We start from the raw sequence: 20,228 nt of genomic DNA on the forward strand, positions 1-20,228 counted from the left end.
AGCGCGGTCTTGAACGTGGACGAGCTGAAGGCATCGAACAGGGATTAAAAGTAAGTTTAGCAAATCTAGTTCGTCAAGGTCTTCTAACACCTGAGGTTGCGAGTGAGAAATTAGGCATGACTGTGGCTGAGTTTGAAGAACTATTGAAAGAGCATCATAAATAAGACCTAAAAAATACAGAGAAACCAGCAAAGACGAGGTTCGCAAGCCGTGGTTGGAGTTTTTTGGCAACAAGCCCTTTACCGAGCGAGTCATCAGCCAAGTAGACCAACTGCTGGATTAAAAATTAGGAAATATCGTGTAGAAAATAGTAACAGATTTTATCTCTTTGTGGGATGAAGTCTGTTTTTTTGTATGATGGGCAGGTCCTACATCTGAGTGGCAAGTTCTCCGTAGGTATCCGCTATTGGTTAATGCATAGCATATCTGAATGAAATAAGAACTAAACAAATCAGTCAGGAAAGTCAAAGTAATTTCTATTATAGTAGATTGAAACTAGAATAGTGCGCCTCTACTTCTAAAACATTGTTAGAAATCGATTTGACTGTCCTGATCGAATCGTCCTATTCTTATTTCATTTTACAATATAAAAGAAATAAATACGGCTGACTATCCTGATTTTTATAATCAAGCGATTACTGAAATAAGAAATGGGATAAAATAGATAGAGATGTTACATAAGAAATTGTAAGAGGTCTGTTCCCTCTTGATAAAATGACTCTCGCACCCAAAATAGCATCATATTCGGTGCAAAGGAGGTGCGATAGATGAACGATAAGCAGGAAATAGTAAACAGGATAGAAAATTTTGAATCGAATCAAGTTTTTATAGCAAATGATTTCTTTGAAATTGTAGGATATGAAACTGTTCGTAGTACATTAAATCGTCTTGTAAAAGACAAAAAGGTTACTCGCATTTTGAAAGGTATTTATTATAAACCAAAATATATAGAACTGATTGGAGAGTATGCAATGGCCTCTGTGGATGAAGTTGCTGATGCTATTGCTAGAAAATATAATTGGACCATTGCTCCATCGGGAAACACAGCCCTTAATTTACTTGGTCTATCTACGCAGGTACCAGCAAAATGGATCTATATATCAGATGGAAGATATGCCAGTTTTAATGTTGGTAAGGCAAGAATAGAATTTAAGCATAGAAATAATGGAGATATTTCAAATATGTCAACCTTAACTGCAATGGTGATACAATCTGTCAAGGCAATGGGGAAAGAGAACATTACTTCTCAGCAGATTGACTACTTACGGAAAAAATTATCTGAAGAAGAAAAGTCAACATTACTAGCTGAAGGTAAAACTACAAGTGTCTGGGTATATAGTATTATCAAGAAAATATCAGAGGTATAGGGATGTTTGAGGATAAATCGACTGGGAAAAATAAATCAATTTCTCAGAATGTTTTTAGAAGTGACGGTGTCTATTCTAGCTTCAATCTACTAGAAATTCCATAGATAGAAAACTAGATGGTTCCTATAGATAGGGCTGATCTAGTTGATGTGAGATGCTTTGGCTTGCTAGAGGAATTGTGGATTGCCAAACTGTATCATTGAAATTATTGCTTAAATTTGTTATGATATAAATATGAATAAAAGTAGACTGGGACGTGGCAGACACGGGAAAAAGAGACATATATTATTGGCTTTGATTGGTATTTTAGCAATTTCTATTTGCCTATTAGGCGGATTTATTGCTTTTAAAATGTATCAGCAAAAAAGTTTTGAGCAAAAGATTGAATCGCTCAAAAAAGAGAAAGACGATCAATTAAGTGAGGGAAATCAGAAGGAGCATTTTCGTAAGGGTCAAGCCGAAGTGATTGCCTATTATCCTCTCCAAGGTGAGCAAGTGATTTCCTCTGTTAGGGAGCTGATAAATAAAGACATTAAGGACAAGCTAGAAAGTAAGGACAATCTTGTTTTCTACTATACAGAGCAAGGAGAGTCAGGTTTAAAGGGAGTCGTCAATCGTAATGCGACCAAACAAATCTATGATTTAGTTGATTTTAAGGTTGAAGAGACTGAAAAGACCAGTCTAGGAAAGGTTCACTTAACAGAAGATGGGCAACCTTTTACACTTGACCAACTCTTTTCAGATGCTAGTAAGGCTAAGGGACAGCTGATAAAAGAATTGACCTCCTTTATAGAGGATAAAAAAATAGAGCAAAACCAGAGTGAGCAGATTGTAAAAAGCTTCTCTGACCAAGACTTATCTGCATGGAATTTTGATTATAAGGATAGTCAGATTATCCTTTATCCGAGTCCTGCGGTTGAAAATTTAGAAGAGATAGCCTTACCAGTATCTACTTTCTTTGATGTTATCCAATCTTCGTACTTACTCGAAAAAGATGCGGCCTTGTACCAGTCTTATTTTGATAAGAAACATCAAAAAGTTGTCGCTCTAACCTTTGATGATGGTCCAAATCCAGCAACGACTCCGCAGGTATTAGAGACTCTAGCTAAATATGGTGTTAAAGCCACTTTCTTTGTGCTTGGGAAAAATGTTTCTGGGAATGAGGACTTGGTGAAAAGGATAAAATCTGAAGGTCATGTTGTTGGAAACCATAGTTGGAGCCATCCGATTCTCTCGCAACTCTCTCTTGATGAAGCTAAAAAACAAATTACTGATACTGAGGATGCGCTAACTAAGGCGCTGGGTTCTAGTTCAAAACTCATGCGTCCGCCTTATGGAGCCATTACAGACGACATTCGCAATAGCCTCGATTTGAGCTTTATCATGTGGGATGTGGATAGTCTGGACTGGAAGAGTAAAAATGAAGCATCTATTTTGACAGAAATTCAGCATCAAGTAGCTAACGGCTCTATCGTTCTGATGCATGATATTCACAGTCCGACAGTCAATGCCTTGCCAAGGGTCATTGAGTATTTGAAAAATCAGGGTTATACCTTTGTGACCATACCAGAGATGCTCAATACTCGCCTAAAACCTCATGAACTGTATTATAGCCGTGATGAATAAGCAAGAAAAAATAGGTTCTGTCAGATATGTGATAGACTTATTTTTTACAAAAGATAGTACTAATTAGCAAAAAAATTATGCTATAAATGATAAATAAAATAGAAGGAGAAGCATATGAATACCTATCAATTAAATAATGGAGTAGAAATTCCAGTTCTAGGATTTGGAACTTTTAAGGCTAAGGATGGAGAAGAAGCCTATCGTGCAGTGTTAGAAGCCTTGAAGGCTGGTTATCGTCATATTGATACGGCGGCGATTTATCAGAATGAAGAAAGTGTTGGTCAAGCAATCAAAGATAGCGGAGTTCCACGAGAGGAATTGTTCGTAACTACCAAGCTGTGGAATAGCCAACAAACCTATGAGCAAGCTCGTCAGGCTTTTGCAGAGTCTTTAGCGAAGTTGGGCTTGGATTATTTGGATCTGTATTTGATTCATTGGCCAAATCCAAAACCGCTTAGAGAAAATGACGCATGGAAAATCCGAAATGCTGAGGTCTGGAGAGCGATGGAAGACCTCTATCAAGAAGGCAAGATCCGTGCTATCGGCGTTAGCAATTTTCTTCCCCATCATTTGGATGCCTTGTTTGAAACAGCAAAAATTCTTCCAGCGGTCAATCAAGTTCGCTTGGCGCCAGGTGTGTATCAAGAGGAAGTCGTAGATTACTGTCGAGAAAAAGGAATTTTATTGGAAGCTTGGGGCCCTTTTGGTCAGGGAGAACTATTTGATAGTAAGGAAGTCCAAGAAATCGCAGCAAATCATGGAAAGTTTGTTGCTCAGATAGCCTTGGCCTGGAGCTTGGCAGAAGGATTTCTACCACTTCCAAAATCTGTCACAGCCTCTCGTATTCAGGCTAATCTTGATTGCTTTGGAATTGAATTGAGCCATGAGGAGCGTGAAACCTTAAAAGCGATTGCTGTTCATTCTGGTGCTCCACGAGTTGATGATGTGGATTTTTAGAAAATCATAAAAAGAATTGTACATTGTTCTAATTTTTGATATAATAGTCAGCAGGAAAGAAAGTCTTATGGCGTTCTTCAAGCGAGCTTGGGATAGTGGGAGCCAAGTAGGGCAAAATAAAGTGCTGGCGCTTTCTGTAGTATTTTCAAAAACAATGAAGTAATAAATTAGGGTGGAACCGCGTTTCTGACGCCCCTAGGTTAAATCAACCTAGGATTGTCGGACGCGGTTCTTTTGCTTATTCAGTCTATTGTGTGAAAGAAAGGAGAGACGTGGAAAACCTTTATCTTGTAAAAGACGATAGTCAACTAGCTACATTTCGTGATTTTGTAGTAAGAAATACTGAAAAGTTGAAAGATTATCAATCTTTTTTAAAGAATGAACTTGCAGTCTGTGATTTACCGCAAGCCGTTATTTGGTCAGATTTTAATGCTGCTACACAGATTATTAGGGAAAGCGCTGTTCCAGCCTATACAAATAATAGACGAATGGTTATGACGCCTGATTTAGCTGTTTGGAAAGAGTTATATTTGTATCAGTTGATGGACTACAAGTGTTCTCAGCAAACTCAAGCAATAGAAAGTCACTATCATTCTTTATCTGAAAATTTCCTCTTACAGATTGTAGGACATGAGCTAGCTCATTGGTCGGAGCATTTTTTAGATGATTTTGATGGTTATGACTCTTATATCTGGTTCGAAGAGGGGATGGTTGAATATATTAGTCGCAAGTATTTCTTGACAGAAGAGGAATTTCAAGCGGAAAAAATTTGTAATCAATCTCTCGTAGAACTTTTTCAGAAGAAGTATGGTTGGCATTCATTGAATGATTTTGGTTCTTCGACTTATGATAAGAACTATGCAAGTATTTTTTATGAATACTGGCGCAGCTTTTTGACAGTAGATAAGTTGGTAGAAAATTTAGGTAGTGTACAAGCGGTCTTAGATTCTTATCATTTATGGGCAAATACAGAAAAAACTTTTCCCTTGTTAGATTGGTTTGTTCAGCAGAAATTAATTGAAAAAGAAATATAAAAACTAAAGGAGTAAACAATGTCTAAGAAATTGACTTTCCAGGAAATCATCCTTACTTTGCAACAATTTTGGAATGACCAAGGTTGTATGCTTATGCAGGCTTATGATAATGAAAAAGGTGCGGGAACAATGAGTCCTTACACTTTCCTTCGTGCTATCGGACCTGAGCCATGGAATGCAGCTTATGTAGAGCCATCACGTCGTCCTGCTGACGGTCGTTATGGGGAAAACCCTAACCGTCTCTACCAACACCACCAATTCCAGGTGGTCATGAAGCCTTCTCCATCAAATATCCAAGAACTTTACCTTGAGTCTTTGGAAAAATTGGGAATCAATCCTTTGGAGCACGATATTCGTTTTGTTGAGGACAACTGGGAAAACCCATCAACTGGTTCAGCTGGTCTTGGTTGGGAAGTTTGGCTTGACGGAATGGAAATCACTCAGTTCACTTATTTCCAACAAGTCGGTGGATTGGCAACTAGCCCTGTGACTGCGGAAGTTACCTATGGTTTGGAGCGCTTGGCTTCTTACATTCAAGAAGTAGACTCTGTCTATGATATCGAGTGGGCTGATGGTGTAAAATACGGAGAAATCTTTATCCAGCCTGAGTACGAACACTCAAAATATTCATTTGAAATTTCAGATCAAGAAATGTTGCTTGAAAATTTTGATAAGTTTGAAAAAGAAGCTGGTCGTGCATTAGAAGAAGGCTTAGTTCACCCTGCCTATGACTATGTTCTCAAATGTTCACATACCTTTAACCTGCTTGATGCGCGTGGTGCCGTATCTGTAACAGAGCGCGCAGGCTATATCGCTCGTATCCGTAACTTGGCCCGTGTCGTAGCCAAAACCTTTGTCGCAGAACGCAAACGCCTAGGCTACCCACTTTTGGATGAAGAAACAAGAGCTAAACTCCTAGCAGAAGACGCAGAATAAAGAGAGTGACAAATTACGAAAATGGGCGAACAGAGTGAGCCCTGAGCCAGTTGCCGCAGTGATGAAGGTATCCTTAGTGAAACTAAGGATACTAGGCAAAATTGGAGACTTTTGGCTCCAATTTTAGCAATGAAACAACGAAGTTGGTTGCTTGCGTGCCAATCACATAAGGCAAACTGGAAAATAAAAAGATACTTTTCGGAGAAAAAACATGACAAAAAACTTATTAGTAGAACTCGGTCTTGAAGAATTACCAGCCTACGTTGTCACACCAAGTGAAAAACAACTAGGAGAAAAAATAGCAGCCTTCCTCAAGGAAAACCGCTTGTCTTTTGAAGCTATTCAAACCTTCTCAACACCACGTCGTTTGGCTGTTCGTGTAACTGGTCTTGCAGACAAACAGTCTGATTTGACAGAAGATTTCAAGGGTCCAGCAAAGAAAATTGCCTTGGATAGTGATGGAAATTTCACCAAAGCAGCTCAAGGATTTGTCCGTGGAAAAGGATTGACTGTTGAAGATATCGAATTCCGTGAAATCAAGGGTGAAGAATATGTCTATGTCACTAAGGAGGAAGTTGGTCAAGCAGTTGAAGCCATTGTTCCTGGTGTTGTAGATGTCTTGAAGTCATTGACTTTCCCTGTCAGCATGCACTGGGCTGGAAATAGCTTTGAATACATTCGTCCTGTTCACACTTTAACAGTTCTTTTAGATGAAGAAGAGTTTGATTTGGATTTCCTTGATATTAGGGGAGAGCGTGTGAGCCGTGGCCATCGTTTCTTGGGACAAGAAACCAAGATTCAGTCAGCCTTGAGCTATGAAGAAGACCTTCGTCGTCAGTTTGTAATTGCAGATCCACGTGAACGTGAGCAAATGATTGTTGACCAAATCAAGGCAATCGAAGCTGAGCATGGTGTAGGTATCGAGATTGACGCTGATTTGCTGAATGAAGTCTTGAACTTGGTTGAATACCCAACTGCCTTTATGGGAAGTTTTGATGCTAAATACCTTGAAGTTCCAGAAGAAGTTTTGGTGACTTCAATGAAGGAACACCAACGTTACTTTGTTGTCCGTGATCAAGATGGTAAACTCTTGCCAAACTTCATTTCTGTTCGTAACGGAAACGCAGAACATTTGGAAAATGTCATCAAAGGAAATGAAAAAGTCTTGGTAGCCCGCTTGGAAGACGGAGAATTCTTCTGGCGTGAAGACCAAAAATTGGTGATTTCTGACCTTGTTGAAAAATTAAACAATGTCACTTTCCACGAGAAGATTGGTTCCCTTCGTGAACACATGATTCGTACGGGTCAAATCGCTGTACTTTTGGCAGAAAAAGCAGGTTTATCAGCGGATGAAACAGTTGACCTAGCTCGTGCAGCAGCCATTTACAAGTTTGACTTGTTGACAGGTATGGTTGGTGAATTTGACGAGCTCCAAGGAATTATGGGGGAGAAATATGCCCTTCTTGCTGGTGAAACTCCAGCAGTGGCAGCTGCTATTCGGGAACACTACATGCCTACATCTGCTGACGGCGATCTTCCAGTGAGCAAGGTCGGTGCAGTACTTGCTATTGCAGACAAATTAGATACGATTTTAAGTTTCTTCTCAGTAGGTTTGATCCCATCAGGTTCTAATGACCCTTATGCCCTTCGTCGCGCGACCCAAGGTGTGGTTCGTATCTTGGATACCCTTGGTTGGCACATTGCTATGGATGAACTGATTGATAGCCTTTATGCTTTGAATTTCGATAGTTTGACTTATGAAAATAAGGCAGAAGTGATGGACTTTATCAAAGCTCGTGTTGATAAGATGATGGGATCTACTCCAAAAGATATCAAGGAAGCCGTTCTTGCAGGATCAAACTTTGTTGTGGCAGATATGTTGGAAGCAGCAAGTGCTCTCGTAGAAGCAAGCAAGGAAGAAGACTTTAAACCATCTGTTGAATCACTTTCTCGTGCCTTTAACTTGGCTGAGAAGGCAGAAGGGGTTGCTACAGTTGATTCAGCTCTCTTTGAGAATGAAGAAGAGAAAACCTTGGCAGAAGCAGTAGAATCACTCGTTTTGTCAGGGACTGCCAGTCAGCAATTGAAACAGCTCTTTGCGCTTAGTCCAGTCATTGATGCTTTCTTTGAGAATACCATGGTTATGGCTGAAAATGAAGCAGTCCGTCAAAATCGTTTGGCAATCTTGTCTCAATTAACCAAGAAAGCAGCTAAACTTGCACGTTTTAACCAAATCAATACCAAATAAAATCTGTTAAACGGATTAAATCTTATCATAAAGGAGAGAAACATGGATCCTAAAAAAATTGATCGTATCAATGAGCTTGCCAAAAAGAAAAAAGCAGAAGGCTTGACACCAGAAGAAAAAGTGGAACAAGCTAAACTACGTGAGGAGTACATTGAAGGTTATCGTCGCTCTGTTCGTCACCACATTGAGGGAATCAAAATTGTGGACGAAGAAGGTAATGATGTTACACCAGAAAAACTACGTCAGGTACAACGTGAAAAAGGATTACATGGCCGTAGTCTTGATGACCCAAATTCATAATATGTATTCTTTCTTTTTTAAAACTAAATGACTATAACATGAGATTTCCTTTCTCTTTTTACATAATACAATTTTAAAACTCCATTGAAACAGTTGTCTCTATAGAGTAGGAATTCCTGAAGAACAGCTTAGGTGACCTTCTTTATCGATGAGGATGGCTTCGATGCCCTCAAAACTTTCGACTTGCCAGAGGATAGAAGCATGTCTTTCTCCAAAGAGTCGAGTCGTTCAGATTTCGCCATCGACTGATTTATCAGAGATGATTGTTAGACTCGCTAGTTCCGTTTCAACAGGATATCCTGTTTGATTAGACTTCCTGCGAAACAATATTGCGAAACAATATATGGTAGAATAGTTCTATGAATTATGAAGCAAGTAAACAACTAACTGATGCACGATTTAAGCTCCTGGTTGGTGTTCAGCGCACGACTTTTGAAGAGATGTTAGCTGTATTAAAAACAGCTTATCAAGGTAAACACGCAAAAGGGGGACGAAAACTCAAATTAAGCCTAGAAGACCTTCTTATGGCCACTCTTCAATATGTGCGAGAATACCGCACTTATGAACAAATTGCGGCTGATTTTGGTATTCACGAAAGCAACTTAACCCATCGGAGTCAATGGGTTGAAGTAACTCTTGTTCAAAGTGGTTTTACGATTTCAAGAACTCCTCTCAGTTCTGAGGACACGGTAATGATTGATGCGACGGAAGTAAAAATCCATCGCCTTAAAAAACAATTAGCGAATGATTCTGGTAAAAAGAAATGCCGCGCTATGAAGGTTCAAGCGATTGTCACAAGTCAAGGGAGAATTGTTTTTTGGAGATCACTGTGAACTATTGTCACGATATGAAGTTGTTCAAAATGAGTCGCAGAAATATCGGACAAGCTGGTAAAATCTTGGCTGACAGTGCTTATCAAGGACTCATGAAGATATATCCTCAAGCACAAACTCCGAGGAAATCAAGTAAACTTAAGCCATTAACTCTTGAAGACAAAGCCTGTAACCATGCACTATCTAAGGAGAGCAGCAAGGTTGAGAATATTTTTGCCACAGTAAAAACGTTTAAAATGTTTTCAACAACCTATCGAAATCATCGTAAACGCTTCGGATTACGAATGAATTTGATTGCTGGTATTATCAATCATGAACTAGGATTCTAGTTTTGCAGGAAGTCTAGTAGTAAAATAAACTAAAAATCTGTTGCATAATAATGATAAAAACGATATAATGAAAGCGTCTTCGATATTGATGATATAAAATCATTAAAAATTAGCAAAAATCGTTTAATTAGTTAGTTTATAATCTATTGGTCTTCTTCAGTCTAGTGTATCTGCTAAGACCGTTCTTAAAAGTTATCGCTATGATTGGAATACCTACTATAGGTCTAGTATGAATTACCACAGATATGGATATATTGTCATTCCGGAATGGTCTCGTTATTATAGCTATTCTGAGTATAAAGTTGGCGGAGGCTGGAACTACGATCGTTATGAGGTAGTAAACCATTACAAAGGAGGCTATTGATCCTTAAAGAGTGAGAAAAAGGAGGACTGGATATGTTACAGCTTACTCATGTGACCTTAAAAACGCGACAAGTCATCTTACAAGATGTAGATTTCACCTTTGAAAAGGGCAGTATTTATGGCGTTCTTGCTATCAATGGCTCTGGAAAGACGACCCTGTTCCGCACCATTAGCAACTTAATTCCCATAAGTAGTGGACATATCGCAGCTCCTCCTTCTTTATTTTATTATGAGAGCGTTGAATGGCTGGATGGAAACTTAAGTGGGATGGACTACCTTCGTCTTATCAAAAACATCTGGAAGTCAGGTCTGAACTTGAGGGATGAAATTGCCTATTGGGAAATGTCGGACTATGTCAGCCTTCCCATTCGCAAGTATTCCTTAGGCATGAAGCAACGCTTGGTGATTGCCATGTATTTCCTCAGTCAGGCCAAATGCTGGCTTATGGATGAGATTACAAATGGCTTAGATGAGTATTATCGACAGAAGTTTTTTGATAGGCTAGCACAAATCGATAGACAAGAACAGCTGGTTCTTTTAAGTTCCCACTATAAGGAAGAGTTGGTTGATGTCTGCGATAGAGTAATAACCATTCATCAGGGGCAGATAGAAGAGGTTCCGTTATGAAAGATATTAGCCTATTTTTATTAAAGAAAGTTTTCAAAAGTCGTTTAAACTGGTTTATCTTACTTTTATTTGCATCTGTACTCGGTGTTACCTTTTATTTAAATAGTCAGACTGCAAACTCACACAGCTTGGAGAGCGAGTTGGAAACCAGTGTTGTAAAATATGAGAGAATCATCAATGAAAATGAAGTGAAGCTTTCCCAAATGTCTGACACCAGCTCGGAGGAATACCAGAGTGTTAAAAGTAATTTAGACTTGCAAAAAAATTTTTTAACGCAAAAGAAAGAAATTTTGAATTTACTAAAAGAAGGACGATGGAAAGAAGCCTATTATTTGCAGTGGCAAGATGAAGAGAAGAATTATGAAGTTATGTCAAATGAACCGACTGCTAGCTCTGACTTTAAAATGGCGGTTGACCGCCAACGAAAGATTTACCAAGCCCTGTATCCCTTGAACATAAAAGCACATACTTTGGAGTTTCCGACCCACGGGATTGACCAGATTGTCTGGATTTTAGAGGCTATCATCCCAAGCTTGTTTGTGGTTGCTATTATTTTTATGCTAACGCAACTATTTGCAGAAAGATATCAAAATCATCTGGACACAGCTCAGTTATATCCTTTTTCAAAAGTGGCATTTGCCATGTCCTCTCTTGGAGTTGGAGTAGGCTATGTAACTGTGCTGTTTATCGGAATCAGCGGATTTTCTTTTCTAGCGGGAAGTCTGATAAGTGGTTTTGGACAGTTAGATTATCCCTACCCAATTTATAGCTTAGTGAATCAAGAGGTAACTATTGGAAAGATACAAGATGTGTTATTTCCTGGCTTGTTCTTAGCTTTCTTAGCCTTTATCGTCATTGTGGAAGTCGTGTATTTGATTGCTTACTTTTTCAAGCAAAAAATGCCTGTCCTTTTTCTTTCACTCATTGGGATTGTTGGCTTATTGTTTGGCATCCAAACCATTCAGCCTCTTCAAAGGATTGCACATCTGATTCCCTTTACTTACTTGCGTTCAGTGGAGATTTTATCTGGAAGATTACCTAAGCAGATTGATAATGTCGATCTAAATTGGAGCATGGGGATGGTCTTACTTCCTTACTTGATTATCCTTTTGTTAGTGGGGATTTTATTTATCGAAAGATGGGGAAATTCACGTAAAAGGGAAGTTTTTAATAGATTCTAGCTTTCCTATAGGTAGGGAAAATAAGTAAAAACTAACATAGAGAGGGAATCAACTTGATTCTCTCTTTTTGATTCGAAAACTAAACCAAAATACAAACACAAACTTTTCAAAAAATAACTTTTTATCTTGACAAGAGCTAGAAAACTTGGTATCATATAAAAGTTGAGAAAAGCAGAAGTGAGAGCTTCTCGCCTTGTGACATTAAGTTGCCTGGCCCTACGGATGAAAAGTTTCGAAGAAACGCTATCATAACGTGCGGGCTTGTATATTTACGAGTCCGCTATTGTTTTTCTCTAATAAAACAAAAGAGGTGAAAACCATAGCAAAGCAAGACTTATTCATCAATGATGAGATTCGTGTACGTGAAGTTCGCTTGATTGGTCTTGAGGGAGAACAGCTAGGCATCAAGCCACTCAGTGAAGCGCAAGCTTTGGCTGATAACGCTAATGTTGACCTAGTATTGATTCAACCCCAAGCCAAACCGCCTGTTGCAAAAATTATGGACTACGGTAAGTTCAAATTTGAGTACCAGAAGAAGCAAAAAGAACAACGTAAAAAACAAAGCGTTGTTACTGTGAAAGAAGTTCGTCTAAGTCCAACAATTGACAAGGGTGACTTTGATACAAAACTTCGTAATGCACGTAAGTTCCTTGAAAAAGGAAATAAAGTTAAGGTATCTATTCGCTTTAAGGGTCGTATGATTACCCATAAAGAGATTGGTGCAAAAGTTTTAGCCGAGTTTGCTGAAGCAACTCAAGATATTGCCATCATCGAACAACGTGCTAAAATGGATGGACGTCAAATGTTCATGCAATTGGCGCCAGCGACTGACAAAAAATAATTGTCAGAAAGTTAAATAAAGGAGAAAAAATCATGCCAAAACAAAAAACACACCGCGCATCAGCTAAACGTTTCAAACGTACAGGTTCTGGTGGACTTAAACGTTTCCGTGCTTATACTTCTCACCGTTTCCACGGAAAAACTAAGAAACAACGTCGTCATCTTCGTAAAGCATCTATGGTGCATTCAGGAGATTACAAACGTATCAAAGCAATGCTTACTCGCTTGAAATAATAGCTTGACTGTAAGTAAATAATTCTAGGAAATATTTGGAGGAAATAAAACATGGCACGTGTTAAAGGTGGCGTTGTATCACGCAAACGTCGTAAACGTATTCTTAAATTAGCAAAAGGTTACTATGGAGCTAAACACATCTTGTTCCGTACTGCAAAAGAACAAGTAATGAACTCTTACTACTATGCATACCGTGATCGTCGTCAGAAAAAACGTGACTTCCGCAAATTGTGGATCACTCGTATCAACGCGGCAGCTCGTATGAACGGACTTTCATACTCACAATTGATGCATGGTTTGAAATTGGCTGAGATCGAAGTTAACCGTAAAATGCTTGCTGACTTGGCTGTTAACGATGCAGCAGCTTTCACAGCTCTTGCAGATGCAGCTAAAGCAAAACTTGGTAAATAACAACTGATGAGACTGGAAGAGGATTGTCCAGTCTTTTTAAAAATAAAGGAGAAAAATATGGCTTCAAAAATGCTACATACTTGCTTGCGAGTAGAAAATCTTGAAAAATCAATTGCATTCTATCAAGATGCTTTTGGTTTTAAAGAATTGCGTCGCAGAGATTTTCCAGATCATGCCTTCACGATTGTCTATCTAGGTCTTGAGGGTGATGACTATGAGTTGGAATTGACTTATAACTACGATCACGGCCCTTATGTGGTTGGAGATGGCTTTGCTCATATCGCCCTAAGTACACCTGATCTTGAGGTTCTTCATCAAGAGCACAGTGCAAAAGGCTATGAAGTGACTGAGCCAAATGGCCTACCAGGAACTACACCAAACTATTACTTTGTCAAAGACCCTGATGGCTACAAGGTCGAAGTCATTCGTGAAAAATAATCTCATGAGGTCAAGTAGAATGTTCCTTTTCTACTTGACTTTTTTTAGCTGAAAGAGTATACTAATAAAAATTTAACCTTTAAGGGGAGTCCAGAGAGACTCACAAGGTGTCAGATAAAAGAATAGTACAATTTTCTAGAGGAGACTTTTGAGTTTGCTCTCTTCTGTTGTACAATTTTAACTGAGGCCTTGCACTAGCAAGGTCTTTTCTTTGTCTGGTCCCCTTAAAATTTAAGGAGGAAAAGTCATGAATCCCACATGTAAGAAACGTTTGGGTGCCATTCGTTTGGAAACCATGAAGGTGGTTGCACAGGAGGAAATCGCGCCAGCAATCTTTGAACTAGTCTTAGAAGGAGAAATGGTTGAAGTCATGCGAGCAGGACAATTTCTACATCTGCGTGTGCCTGATGATGCCCATCTTTTGCGTCGTCCTATTTCAATTTCGTCTATCGATAAGGTTAAGAAGCAGTGTCATCTCATTTACCGGATTGAGGGAGCTGGGACTGCAATTTTTTCAACCTTAAGTCAGGGAGACACTCTTGATGTGATGGGGCCTCAGGGAAATGGTTTTGACTTGTCTGACCTTGATGAGCAGAATCAGGTTCTCCTTGTTGGTGGTGGGATTGGTGTTCCACCCTTGCTTGAGGTGGCCAAGGAATTGCATGAACGTGGAGTGAAAGTAGTGACAGTCCTCGGTTTTGCTAATAAGGATGCTGTTATTTTGAAAACGGAATTGGCTCAGTATGGTCAGGTCTTTGTAACGACAGATGATGGTTCTTATGGCATCAAGGGAAATGTTTCCGTTGTTATCAATGATTTAGATAGTCAGTTTGATGCTGTTTACTCGTGTGGGGCTCCAGGAATGATGAAGTATATCAATCAAACCTTTGATGATCACCCAAGAGCCTATTTATCTCTGGAATCTCGTATGGCTTGTGGGATGGGAGCTTGCTATGCCTGTGTTCTAAAAGTACCAGAAAGCGAGACGGTCAGCCAACGCGTCTGTGAAGATGGTCCTGTTTTCCGCACAGGAACAGTTGTATTATAAGGAGAAAATTATGACTACAAATCGATTACAAGTGTCTCTACCTGGTTTGGATTTGAAAAATCCGATTATTCCAGCATCAGGCTGTTTTGGCTTTGGACAAGAGTATGCCAAGTACTATGATTTAGACCTTTTAGGTTCTATTATGATCAAGGCGACAACCCTTGAACCACGTTTTGGGAATCCAACTCCAAGAGTGGCAGAGACGCCTGCTGGTATGCTCAATGCAATTGGCTTGCAAAATCCTGGTTTAGAGGTTGTTTTGGCTGAAAAGCTACCTTGGCTGGAAAGAGAATATCCAAATCTTCCTATTATTGCCAATGTAGCTGGTTTTTCAAAACAAGAGTATGCAGCTGTTTCTCATGGGATTTCCAAGGCAACTAATGTAAAAGCTATCGAGCTCAATATTTCTTGTCCCAATGTTGACCACTGTAATCATGGACTTTTGATTGGTCAAGATCCAGATTTGGCTTATGATGTGGTGAAAGCAGCTGTGGAAGCCTCAGAAGTGCCAGTTTATGTCAAATTAACCCCGAGTGTGACCGATATCGTTACTGTCGCAAAAGCTGCAGAAGATGCGGGAGCAAGTGGCTTGACCATGATCAATACTCTGGTTGGAATGCGCTTTGACCTCAAAACCAGAAAACCAATCTTGGCCAATGGAACAGGTGGAATGTCAGGTCCAGCAGTCTTTCCAGTAGCCCTCAAACTCATCCGCCAAGTAGCCCAAACAACAGACCTGCCTATCATTGGAATGGGGGGAGTGGATTCGGCTGAAGCTGCCCTAGAAATGTATCTGGCTGGGGCATCTGCTATCGGAGTTGGAACAGCTAACTTTACCAATCCTTATGCCTGCCCTGACATCATCGAAAATTTACCAAAAGTCATGGATAAATACGGTATTAGCAGTCTGGAAGAACTCCGTCAGGAAGTAAAAGAGTCTCTGAGGTAACCTGCAATCAATCTGTTCTTGATTTTTTATTAGTTTGTAATATGAATTTAGGAGAATTTTGGTACAATAAAATAAATAAGAACAGAGGAAGAAGGTTAATGAAGAAAGTAAGATTTATTTTTTTAGCTCTGCTATTTTTCTTAGCTAGTCCAGAGGGTGCAATGGCTAGTGATGGTACTTGGCAAGGAAAACAGTATCTGAAAGAAGATGGCAGTCAAGCAGCGAATGAGTGGGTTTTTGATACTCATTATCAATCTTGGTTTTATATAAAAGCAGATGCTAACTATGCTGAAAATGAATGGCTAAAGCAAGGTGACGACTATTTTTACCTCAAATCTGGTGGCTATATGGCCAAATCAGAATGGGTAGAAGACAAGGGAGCCTTTTATTATCTTGACCAAGATGGAAAGATGAAAAGAAATGCTTGGGTAGGAACTTCCTATGTTGGTGCAACAGGTGCCAAAGTAATGGAAGACTGGGTCTATGATTCTCAATACGATGCTTGGTTTTATATCAAAGCAGATGGCCAGCACGCAGAGAAAGAATGGCTCCAAATTAAAGGGAAGGATTATTATTTCAAATCCGGTGGTTATCTACTGACAAGTCAGTGGATTAATCAAGCTTATGTGAATGCCAGTGGTGCCAAAGTACAGCAAGGTTGGCTTTTTGACAGACAATACCAATCTTGGTTTTACATCAAAGAAAATGGAAACCATGCTGATAAAGAATGGATTTTCGAGAATGGTCACTATTATTATCTAAAATCCGGTGGCTACATGGCAGTCAATGAATGGATTTGGGATAAGGAATCTTGGTTTTATCTCAAATCTGATGGCAAAATGGCAGATAAAGAATGGGTCTACGATTCTCATAGTCAAGCTTGGTACTACTTCAAATCCGGTGGCTACATGGCGAAAAATGAGACTGTAGATGGTTATCAGCTTGGAAGCGACGGTAAATGGCTTGGAGAAAAAGCTACAAACGAAAATGCTGCTTATTATCAAGTAGTACCTGTCACAGCAAATGTTTATGATGCAGATGGTGAAAAGCTCTCCTATATATCGCAAGGTAGTGTCGTATGGCTAGATAAGGATAGAAAAAGTGATGACAAGCGCCTGGCTATTACTATTTCTGGTTTGTCAGGCTATATGAAAACAGAAGATTTACAAGCGCTAGATGCTAGTAAGGACTTTATCCCTTATTATGAGAGTGATGGGCACCGTTTTTATCACTATGTGGCTCAGAATGCTAGTATCCCAGTAGCTGCTCATTTTTCTGATATGGAAGTAGGCAAGAAATATTATTCGGCAGATGGACTGCATTTTGATGGTTTTAAGCTTGAAAATCCCTTCCTTTTCAAAGATTTGACAGAGGCTACAAACTATAGTGCTGAAGATTTGGATAAGGTATTTAGTCTGTTAAATATTGACAATAGTCTCTTGGAAAATAAGGGAACTACCTTTAAGGAAGCCGAAGAACATTATCATATCAATGCCCTTTATCTCCTTGCCCATAGTGCCCTAGAAAGTGACTGGGGAAGAAGTAAAATTGCCAAAGATAAGAATAATTTCTTTGGCATTACAGCCTATGATACGACCCCTTACCTTTCTGCTAAGACATTTGATGATGTGGATAAGGGAATTTTAGGTGCAACCAAGTGGATTAAGGAAAATTATATCGATAGGGGAAGAACTTTCCTTGGAAACAAGGCGTCTGGTATGAATGTAGAATATGCCTCAGACCCTTATTGGGGTGAAAAAATTGCTAGTGTGATGATGAAAATCAATGAGAAACTAGGTGGCAAAGATTAGTCCTATAATTGGATATGATTTGAGTGAATAGTATGTTAAAAATCCTGATTTTAAGTAAAATCAGGATTTTTTCATGGATGCGATTTTTTCTGGGTCTGGTGTGACACGGAGGGTCTTTTGTCCTGTGTAGGTGACAAAGCCGGGTTTTCCACCAGTTGGTTTGTTGAGTTTCTTGATTTCAATCATATCTACCTGCACCAGATTTGACAGGCGACCTTGAGAGAAGTAGGCAGCTAGTTCTGCTGCTTCTGTCTTGACTTCATCAGATGGGTCAAGATTGCCTGAGATGACAACGTGGCTTCCAGGAATGTCCTTGGCATGGAACCAAAGTTCCTCTTTGCGTGCCATTTTAAAGGTTAGCTCCTCGTTTTGTAGGTTGTTTCGGCCGACATAGATGATGGTTTTGCCATCGCTTGCTAGATATTGTTCTGGTTTTTTGCGTTTCTGGATTTTCTCCCGCTGTCTTCTGCGGATAAAGCCAGTTTGAATCAATTCTTCACGGATTTCAGCGATTTCTTCCAGCCCAGCTTGGTTGAGGACGGTTTCTACACTTTCCAGATAGAGAATAGTGGCCTTGGTTTCCTCAATCAGATCAGTCAAGTATTTGACAGCTTCTTTGAGTTTCTGATACCGTTTAAAATAGCGTTGGGCATTTTGGTTGGGAGTCAAGGCCTTATCAAGCGCAATCGTGATAGGTTGGTTGGTGTAGTAGTTGTCTAGGATAACCTGGTCTTGGTCGTTAGGCACTTGGTGGAGGAAGGTTGTCAGCAATTCTCCTTTTTGACGAAATTCTTCAGCGTTGTCTGTCGCCAGTAACTCTTTTTCCTGTTTTTTCAGCTTATGTCGGTTTTTCTGAAGTTCATTTTCAACACGACGAATGAGTTCACTGGCTTGCTGTTTGACGCGGTCGCGTTCTGCCTTGTCCTTATAGTAGGTGTCCAGCAAATCAGAAAGACTGGTAAAAGGCTCTCCTACTTGATTTTTAAAAGGAACTGGACTGAAGGATGTCTCAGTCAAGCATGGCTGGGTTTCTTGATGGAAAAAGGTACGGAAAGTAGACAGTTTATCACTAACCAGAATCCTTTCCAATTCATTTGCCGTATCGCGTCCCAGACCTTGAAAGAGGCTTTGAAGATTTTTAGCTGTCGTTTCCTGTGTTTGCAGGATTTCAAAGAGTTTCTCGTCCTTGATAGTAAAAGGATTGAGAGATTCCGTACTTGGCGGAGCGATATAGGTCGATCCAGGAAGCAAGGTGCGGTAGCTATTTTGTGAAAAACCAACGTGTTTAATGACTTCGAGAATTTTGTGGCTACTTTTATCAACCAGTAGAATATTACTGTGTTTCCCCATAATCTCGATAATCAGGGTAGCCTGGATATGGTCTCCAATCTCGTTTTTATTGGAAACTGTCATTTCCACAATACGGTCATTTTCCACCTGCTCAATCGACTCAATCAGGGCCCCCTGTAAATACTTTCTCAAAACCATGATAAAGGTAGAAGGTTGGGCTGGATTTTCAAAAGTCGTTTGGGTCAGCTGAATGCGTCCAAAAACGGGATGGGCAGAAAGGAGCAGGCGGTGACTTTGGCGATTGCTGCGGATTTGCAAGACCAACTCTTGTTCAAAAGGCTGATTGATTTTCTGGATGCGACCATTCACTAATTCGCTTCGCAATTCCTCAACTATGTGGTGTAAAAAAAATCCATCAAATGACATCGTTCTCTCCTTGTGATTGTATTCCATAGTATTATATCAAAAATGTAGAATAAAATCATGGAAATGTGGTATAATAAAGCCAAGTAAAGAGAAACGAGAAGCACATGTATATTGAAATGGTAGATGAAACTGGTCAAGTTTCAAAAGAAATGTTGCAACAAACCCAAGAAATTTTGGAATTTGCAGCCCAAAAATTAGGAAAAGAAGACAAGGAGATGGCAGTCACTTTTGTGACCAATGAGCGTAGTCATGAACTTAATCTGGAGTACCGTGACACCGACCGTCCGACAGATGTCATTAGCCTTGAGTATAAACCAGAATTGGAAATTGCCTTTGACGAAGAGGATTTGCTTGAAAATCCAGAATTGACAGAGATGATGTCTGAGTTTGATGCCTATATTGGGGAATTGTTCATCTCTATCGATAAGGCTCATGAGCAGGCCGAAGAATATGGTCACAGCTTTGAGCGTGAGATGGGCTTCTTGGCAGTACACGGCTTTTTACATATTAACGGCTATGATCACTACACTCCGGAAGAAGAAGCGGAGATGTTCGGTTTACAAGAAGAAATTTTGACAGCCTATGGACTCACAAGACAATAAACGAAAATGGAAAAATCGTGACCTGATATCCAGTTTAGAATTTGCTTTGACAGGTATTTTTACTGCTATCAAGGAAGAACGCAATATGCGAAAACACGCAGTGACGGCTCTAGTGGTCATCCTTGCAGGTTTTGTTTTTCAGGTGTCACGAATCGAATGGCTCTTTCTCCTATTGAGCATTTTCTTGGTAGTAGCCTTTGAGATTATCAACTCTGCTATTGAAAATGTGGTGGATTTGGCCAGTCACTATCACTTTTCCATGCTGGCTAAAAATGCCAAGGATATGGCGGCTGGCGCGGTATTAGTGGTTTCTCTTTTCGCAGCCTTAACAGGCGCATTAATTTTTCTCCCACGAATCTGGGATTTATTATTTTAAAC

At 39.7% G+C, this 20,228-nt stretch carries 21 protein-coding genes, 2 pseudogenes and 1 other annotated feature; of the genes and pseudogenes, 21 read left to right on the forward strand and 2 right to left on the reverse strand.

What is annotated here, in order from left to right:
• Positions 1-169: 169 nt before the first annotated feature.
• From HT691_RS11305 to HT691_RS05965, 8 genes and pseudogenes are all read left to right on the forward strand, one after another.
• A pseudogene (locus HT691_RS11305) lies at positions 170-280 on the forward strand (flagellar assembly protein H domain protein); the annotation flags it as partial.
• Positions 281-767: 487 nt separating this feature from the next.
• Positions 768-1,367, forward strand: coding sequence for a DUF6088 family protein (locus tag HT691_RS05935; protein ID WP_000998387.1), 600 nt, complete (start codon positions 768-770; stop codon positions 1,365-1,367).
• 234 nt (positions 1,368-1,601) lie between these two features.
• A complete protein-coding gene (pgdA, locus tag HT691_RS05940; RefSeq protein ID WP_138703346.1) occupies positions 1,602-2,993 on the forward strand; it encodes a peptidoglycan-N-acetylglucosamine deacetylase PgdA in 1,392 nt (463 codons plus the stop codon).
• Positions 2,994-3,107: 114 nt separating this feature from the next.
• The gene (locus tag HT691_RS05945; RefSeq protein ID WP_001099666.1) at positions 3,108-3,950 is read left to right on the forward strand and encodes an aldo/keto reductase; all 843 of its coding nucleotides are present in this window, start codon (positions 3,108-3,110) and stop codon (positions 3,948-3,950) included.
• A gap of 272 nt (positions 3,951-4,222) precedes the next feature.
• The gene (locus HT691_RS05950) at positions 4,223-4,984 is read left to right on the forward strand and encodes an elongation factor Tu (protein ID WP_023934299.1); all 762 of its coding nucleotides are present in this window, start codon (positions 4,223-4,225) and stop codon (positions 4,982-4,984) included.
• An 18-nt stretch (positions 4,985-5,002) separates the two neighbouring features.
• Positions 5,003-5,920 carry a glycine--tRNA ligase subunit alpha gene (gene glyQ, locus HT691_RS05955; RefSeq protein ID WP_000038749.1) on the forward strand — a complete coding sequence of 306 codons (918 nt, stop codon included), beginning with the start codon at positions 5,003-5,005 and terminating at the stop codon, positions 5,918-5,920.
• Between the two features lie 211 nt (positions 5,921-6,131).
• On the forward strand, positions 6,132-8,168 hold the full coding sequence (glyS, locus tag HT691_RS05960) for a glycine--tRNA ligase subunit beta (protein WP_172923398.1): 2,037 nt from the start codon (positions 6,132-6,134) through the stop codon (positions 8,166-8,168).
• Positions 8,169-8,210: 42 nt separating this feature from the next.
• Positions 8,211-8,468 (forward strand): DUF896 family protein, encoded by a 258-nt coding sequence (locus HT691_RS05965; protein WP_023934295.1) that lies wholly within the window; start codon positions 8,211-8,213, stop codon positions 8,466-8,468.
• Between the two features lie 99 nt (positions 8,469-8,567).
• Here HT691_RS05965 and HT691_RS05970 read toward each other — a convergent pair.
• Positions 8,568-8,777: pseudogene (locus HT691_RS05970) on the reverse strand (FAD:protein FMN transferase); the annotation flags it as partial.
• A gap of 50 nt (positions 8,778-8,827) precedes the next feature.
• Here HT691_RS05970 and HT691_RS05975 point away from each other — a divergent pair.
• The 11 genes from HT691_RS05975 (at position 8,828) to HT691_RS06025 (ending at position 17,532) form a co-directional block, all read left to right on the forward strand.
• Positions 8,828-9,630, forward strand: a protein-coding gene (locus tag HT691_RS05975; RefSeq protein WP_172925291.1) for an IS5 family transposase whose coding sequence is annotated in 2 segments (ribosomal slippage) — positions 8,828-9,284 and positions 9,284-9,630 — 804 coding nt in all. Because the reading frame shifts where the segments join, the coding sequence is not laid out codon by codon here.
• Between the two features lie 145 nt (positions 9,631-9,775).
• Positions 9,776-9,994: a hypothetical protein gene (locus HT691_RS11650; RefSeq protein WP_044012184.1), complete on the forward strand. Its 219-nt coding sequence runs from the start codon at positions 9,776-9,778 to the stop codon at positions 9,992-9,994.
• A 32-nt stretch (positions 9,995-10,026) separates the two neighbouring features.
• On the forward strand, positions 10,027-10,620 hold the full coding sequence (locus HT691_RS05985) for an ABC transporter ATP-binding protein (RefSeq protein WP_000939894.1): 594 nt from the start codon (positions 10,027-10,029) through the stop codon (positions 10,618-10,620).
• Complete coding sequence (locus HT691_RS05990; RefSeq protein ID WP_172925292.1) at positions 10,617-11,801, forward strand: hypothetical protein; 1,185 nt, start codon at positions 10,617-10,619, stop codon at positions 11,799-11,801. The genes HT691_RS05985 and HT691_RS05990 overlap by 4 nt, the downstream gene beginning before the upstream one ends.
• A gap of 163 nt (positions 11,802-11,964) precedes the next feature.
• Positions 11,965-12,096, forward strand: a sequence feature (ribosomal protein L20 leader region).
• A 15-nt stretch (positions 12,097-12,111) separates the two neighbouring features.
• Entirely contained in the window at positions 12,112-12,642 is a 531-nt protein-coding gene (gene infC / locus HT691_RS05995; RefSeq protein ID WP_000848180.1) for a translation initiation factor IF-3, read from the forward strand.
• 32 nt (positions 12,643-12,674) lie between these two features.
• On the forward strand, positions 12,675-12,875 hold the full coding sequence (gene rpmI, locus HT691_RS06000; protein ID WP_001125943.1) for a 50S ribosomal protein L35: 201 nt from the start codon (positions 12,675-12,677) through the stop codon (positions 12,873-12,875).
• A 51-nt stretch (positions 12,876-12,926) separates the two neighbouring features.
• Complete coding sequence (rplT, locus tag HT691_RS06005; RefSeq protein WP_000124834.1) at positions 12,927-13,286, forward strand: 50S ribosomal protein L20; 360 nt, start codon at positions 12,927-12,929, stop codon at positions 13,284-13,286.
• Between the two features lie 57 nt (positions 13,287-13,343).
• Positions 13,344-13,724 (forward strand): VOC family protein, encoded by a 381-nt coding sequence (locus HT691_RS06010; RefSeq protein ID WP_000157159.1) that lies wholly within the window; start codon positions 13,344-13,346, stop codon positions 13,722-13,724.
• A gap of 247 nt (positions 13,725-13,971) precedes the next feature.
• Positions 13,972-14,772, forward strand: coding sequence for a dihydroorotate dehydrogenase electron transfer subunit (locus HT691_RS06015; RefSeq protein WP_023936428.1), 801 nt, complete (start codon positions 13,972-13,974; stop codon positions 14,770-14,772).
• A gap of 10 nt (positions 14,773-14,782) precedes the next feature.
• A complete protein-coding gene (locus HT691_RS06020) occupies positions 14,783-15,721 on the forward strand; it encodes a dihydroorotate dehydrogenase (RefSeq protein WP_000210693.1) in 939 nt (312 codons plus the stop codon).
• A gap of 41 nt (positions 15,722-15,762) precedes the next feature.
• Positions 15,763-17,532 (forward strand): glucosaminidase domain-containing protein, encoded by a 1,770-nt coding sequence (locus HT691_RS06025; RefSeq protein ID WP_172923273.1) that lies wholly within the window; start codon positions 15,763-15,765, stop codon positions 17,530-17,532.
• 60 nt (positions 17,533-17,592) lie between these two features.
• Here HT691_RS06025 and pavA read toward each other — a convergent pair whose 3' ends face one another.
• Positions 17,593-19,248 carry an Rqc2 family fibronectin-binding protein PavA gene (pavA, locus tag HT691_RS06030; RefSeq protein WP_031233604.1) on the reverse strand — a complete coding sequence of 552 codons (1,656 nt, stop codon included), beginning with the start codon at positions 19,246-19,248 and terminating at the stop codon, positions 17,593-17,595.
• 104 nt (positions 19,249-19,352) lie between these two features.
• On the opposite strand from pavA, the gene ybeY reads away from it, so the two are divergent.
• Positions 19,353-19,850, forward strand: a complete 498-nt coding sequence (gene ybeY / locus HT691_RS06035) for an rRNA maturation RNase YbeY (protein WP_000275158.1) — start codon at positions 19,353-19,355, stop codon at positions 19,848-19,850.
• Positions 19,831-20,226 carry a diacylglycerol kinase gene (locus HT691_RS06040; protein ID WP_000378166.1) on the forward strand — a complete coding sequence of 132 codons (396 nt, stop codon included), beginning with the start codon at positions 19,831-19,833 and terminating at the stop codon, positions 20,224-20,226. Before ybeY ends, HT691_RS06040 begins: the two co-directional genes overlap by 20 nt.
• Positions 20,227-20,228 lie beyond the last annotated feature (2 nt).

Source organism: Streptococcus sp. 477, assembly GCF_013277295.1.
Lineage (GTDB): Bacteria > Bacillota > Bacilli > Lactobacillales > Streptococcaceae > Streptococcus > Streptococcus pseudopneumoniae.

Excerpts from the sequence above, each read along its gene's own strand:
- pgdA (WP_138703346.1), top strand. The coding sequence starts at position 1,602 with ATGAATAAAAGTAGACTGGGACGTGGCAGACACGGGAAAAAGAGACAT.
- ybeY (WP_000275158.1), top strand. The coding sequence starts at position 19,353 with ATGTATATTGAAATGGTAGATGAAACTGGTCAAGTTTCAAAAGAAATG.
- HT691_RS05990 (WP_172925292.1), top strand. The coding sequence starts at position 10,617 with ATGAAAGATATTAGCCTATTTTTATTAAAGAAAGTTTTCAAAAGTCGT.
- rplT (WP_000124834.1), top strand. The coding sequence starts at position 12,927 with ATGGCACGTGTTAAAGGTGGCGTTGTATCACGCAAACGTCGTAAACGT.
- HT691_RS06025 (WP_172923273.1), top strand. The coding sequence starts at position 15,763 with ATGAATTTAGGAGAATTTTGGTACAATAAAATAAATAAGAACAGAGGA.
- glyQ (WP_000038749.1), top strand. The coding sequence starts at position 5,003 with ATGTCTAAGAAATTGACTTTCCAGGAAATCATCCTTACTTTGCAACAA.
- pavA (WP_031233604.1), bottom strand. The coding sequence starts at position 19,248 with ATGTCATTTGATGGATTTTTTTTACACCACATAGTTGAGGAATTGCGA.
- HT691_RS06010 (WP_000157159.1), top strand. The coding sequence starts at position 13,344 with ATGGCTTCAAAAATGCTACATACTTGCTTGCGAGTAGAAAATCTTGAA.
- HT691_RS06040 (WP_000378166.1), top strand. The coding sequence starts at position 19,831 with ATGGACTCACAAGACAATAAACGAAAATGGAAAAATCGTGACCTGATA.
- HT691_RS05965 (WP_023934295.1), top strand. The coding sequence starts at position 8,211 with ATGGATCCTAAAAAAATTGATCGTATCAATGAGCTTGCCAAAAAGAAA.
- HT691_RS05985 (WP_000939894.1), top strand. The coding sequence starts at position 10,027 with ATGTTACAGCTTACTCATGTGACCTTAAAAACGCGACAAGTCATCTTA.
- rpmI (WP_001125943.1), top strand. The coding sequence starts at position 12,675 with ATGCCAAAACAAAAAACACACCGCGCATCAGCTAAACGTTTCAAACGT.
- HT691_RS06015 (WP_023936428.1), top strand. The coding sequence starts at position 13,972 with ATGAATCCCACATGTAAGAAACGTTTGGGTGCCATTCGTTTGGAAACC.
- HT691_RS05935 (WP_000998387.1), top strand. The coding sequence starts at position 768 with ATGAACGATAAGCAGGAAATAGTAAACAGGATAGAAAATTTTGAATCG.
- HT691_RS05945 (WP_001099666.1), top strand. The coding sequence starts at position 3,108 with ATGAATACCTATCAATTAAATAATGGAGTAGAAATTCCAGTTCTAGGA.
- HT691_RS06020 (WP_000210693.1), top strand. The coding sequence starts at position 14,783 with ATGACTACAAATCGATTACAAGTGTCTCTACCTGGTTTGGATTTGAAA.
- glyS (WP_172923398.1), top strand. The coding sequence starts at position 6,132 with ATGACAAAAAACTTATTAGTAGAACTCGGTCTTGAAGAATTACCAGCC.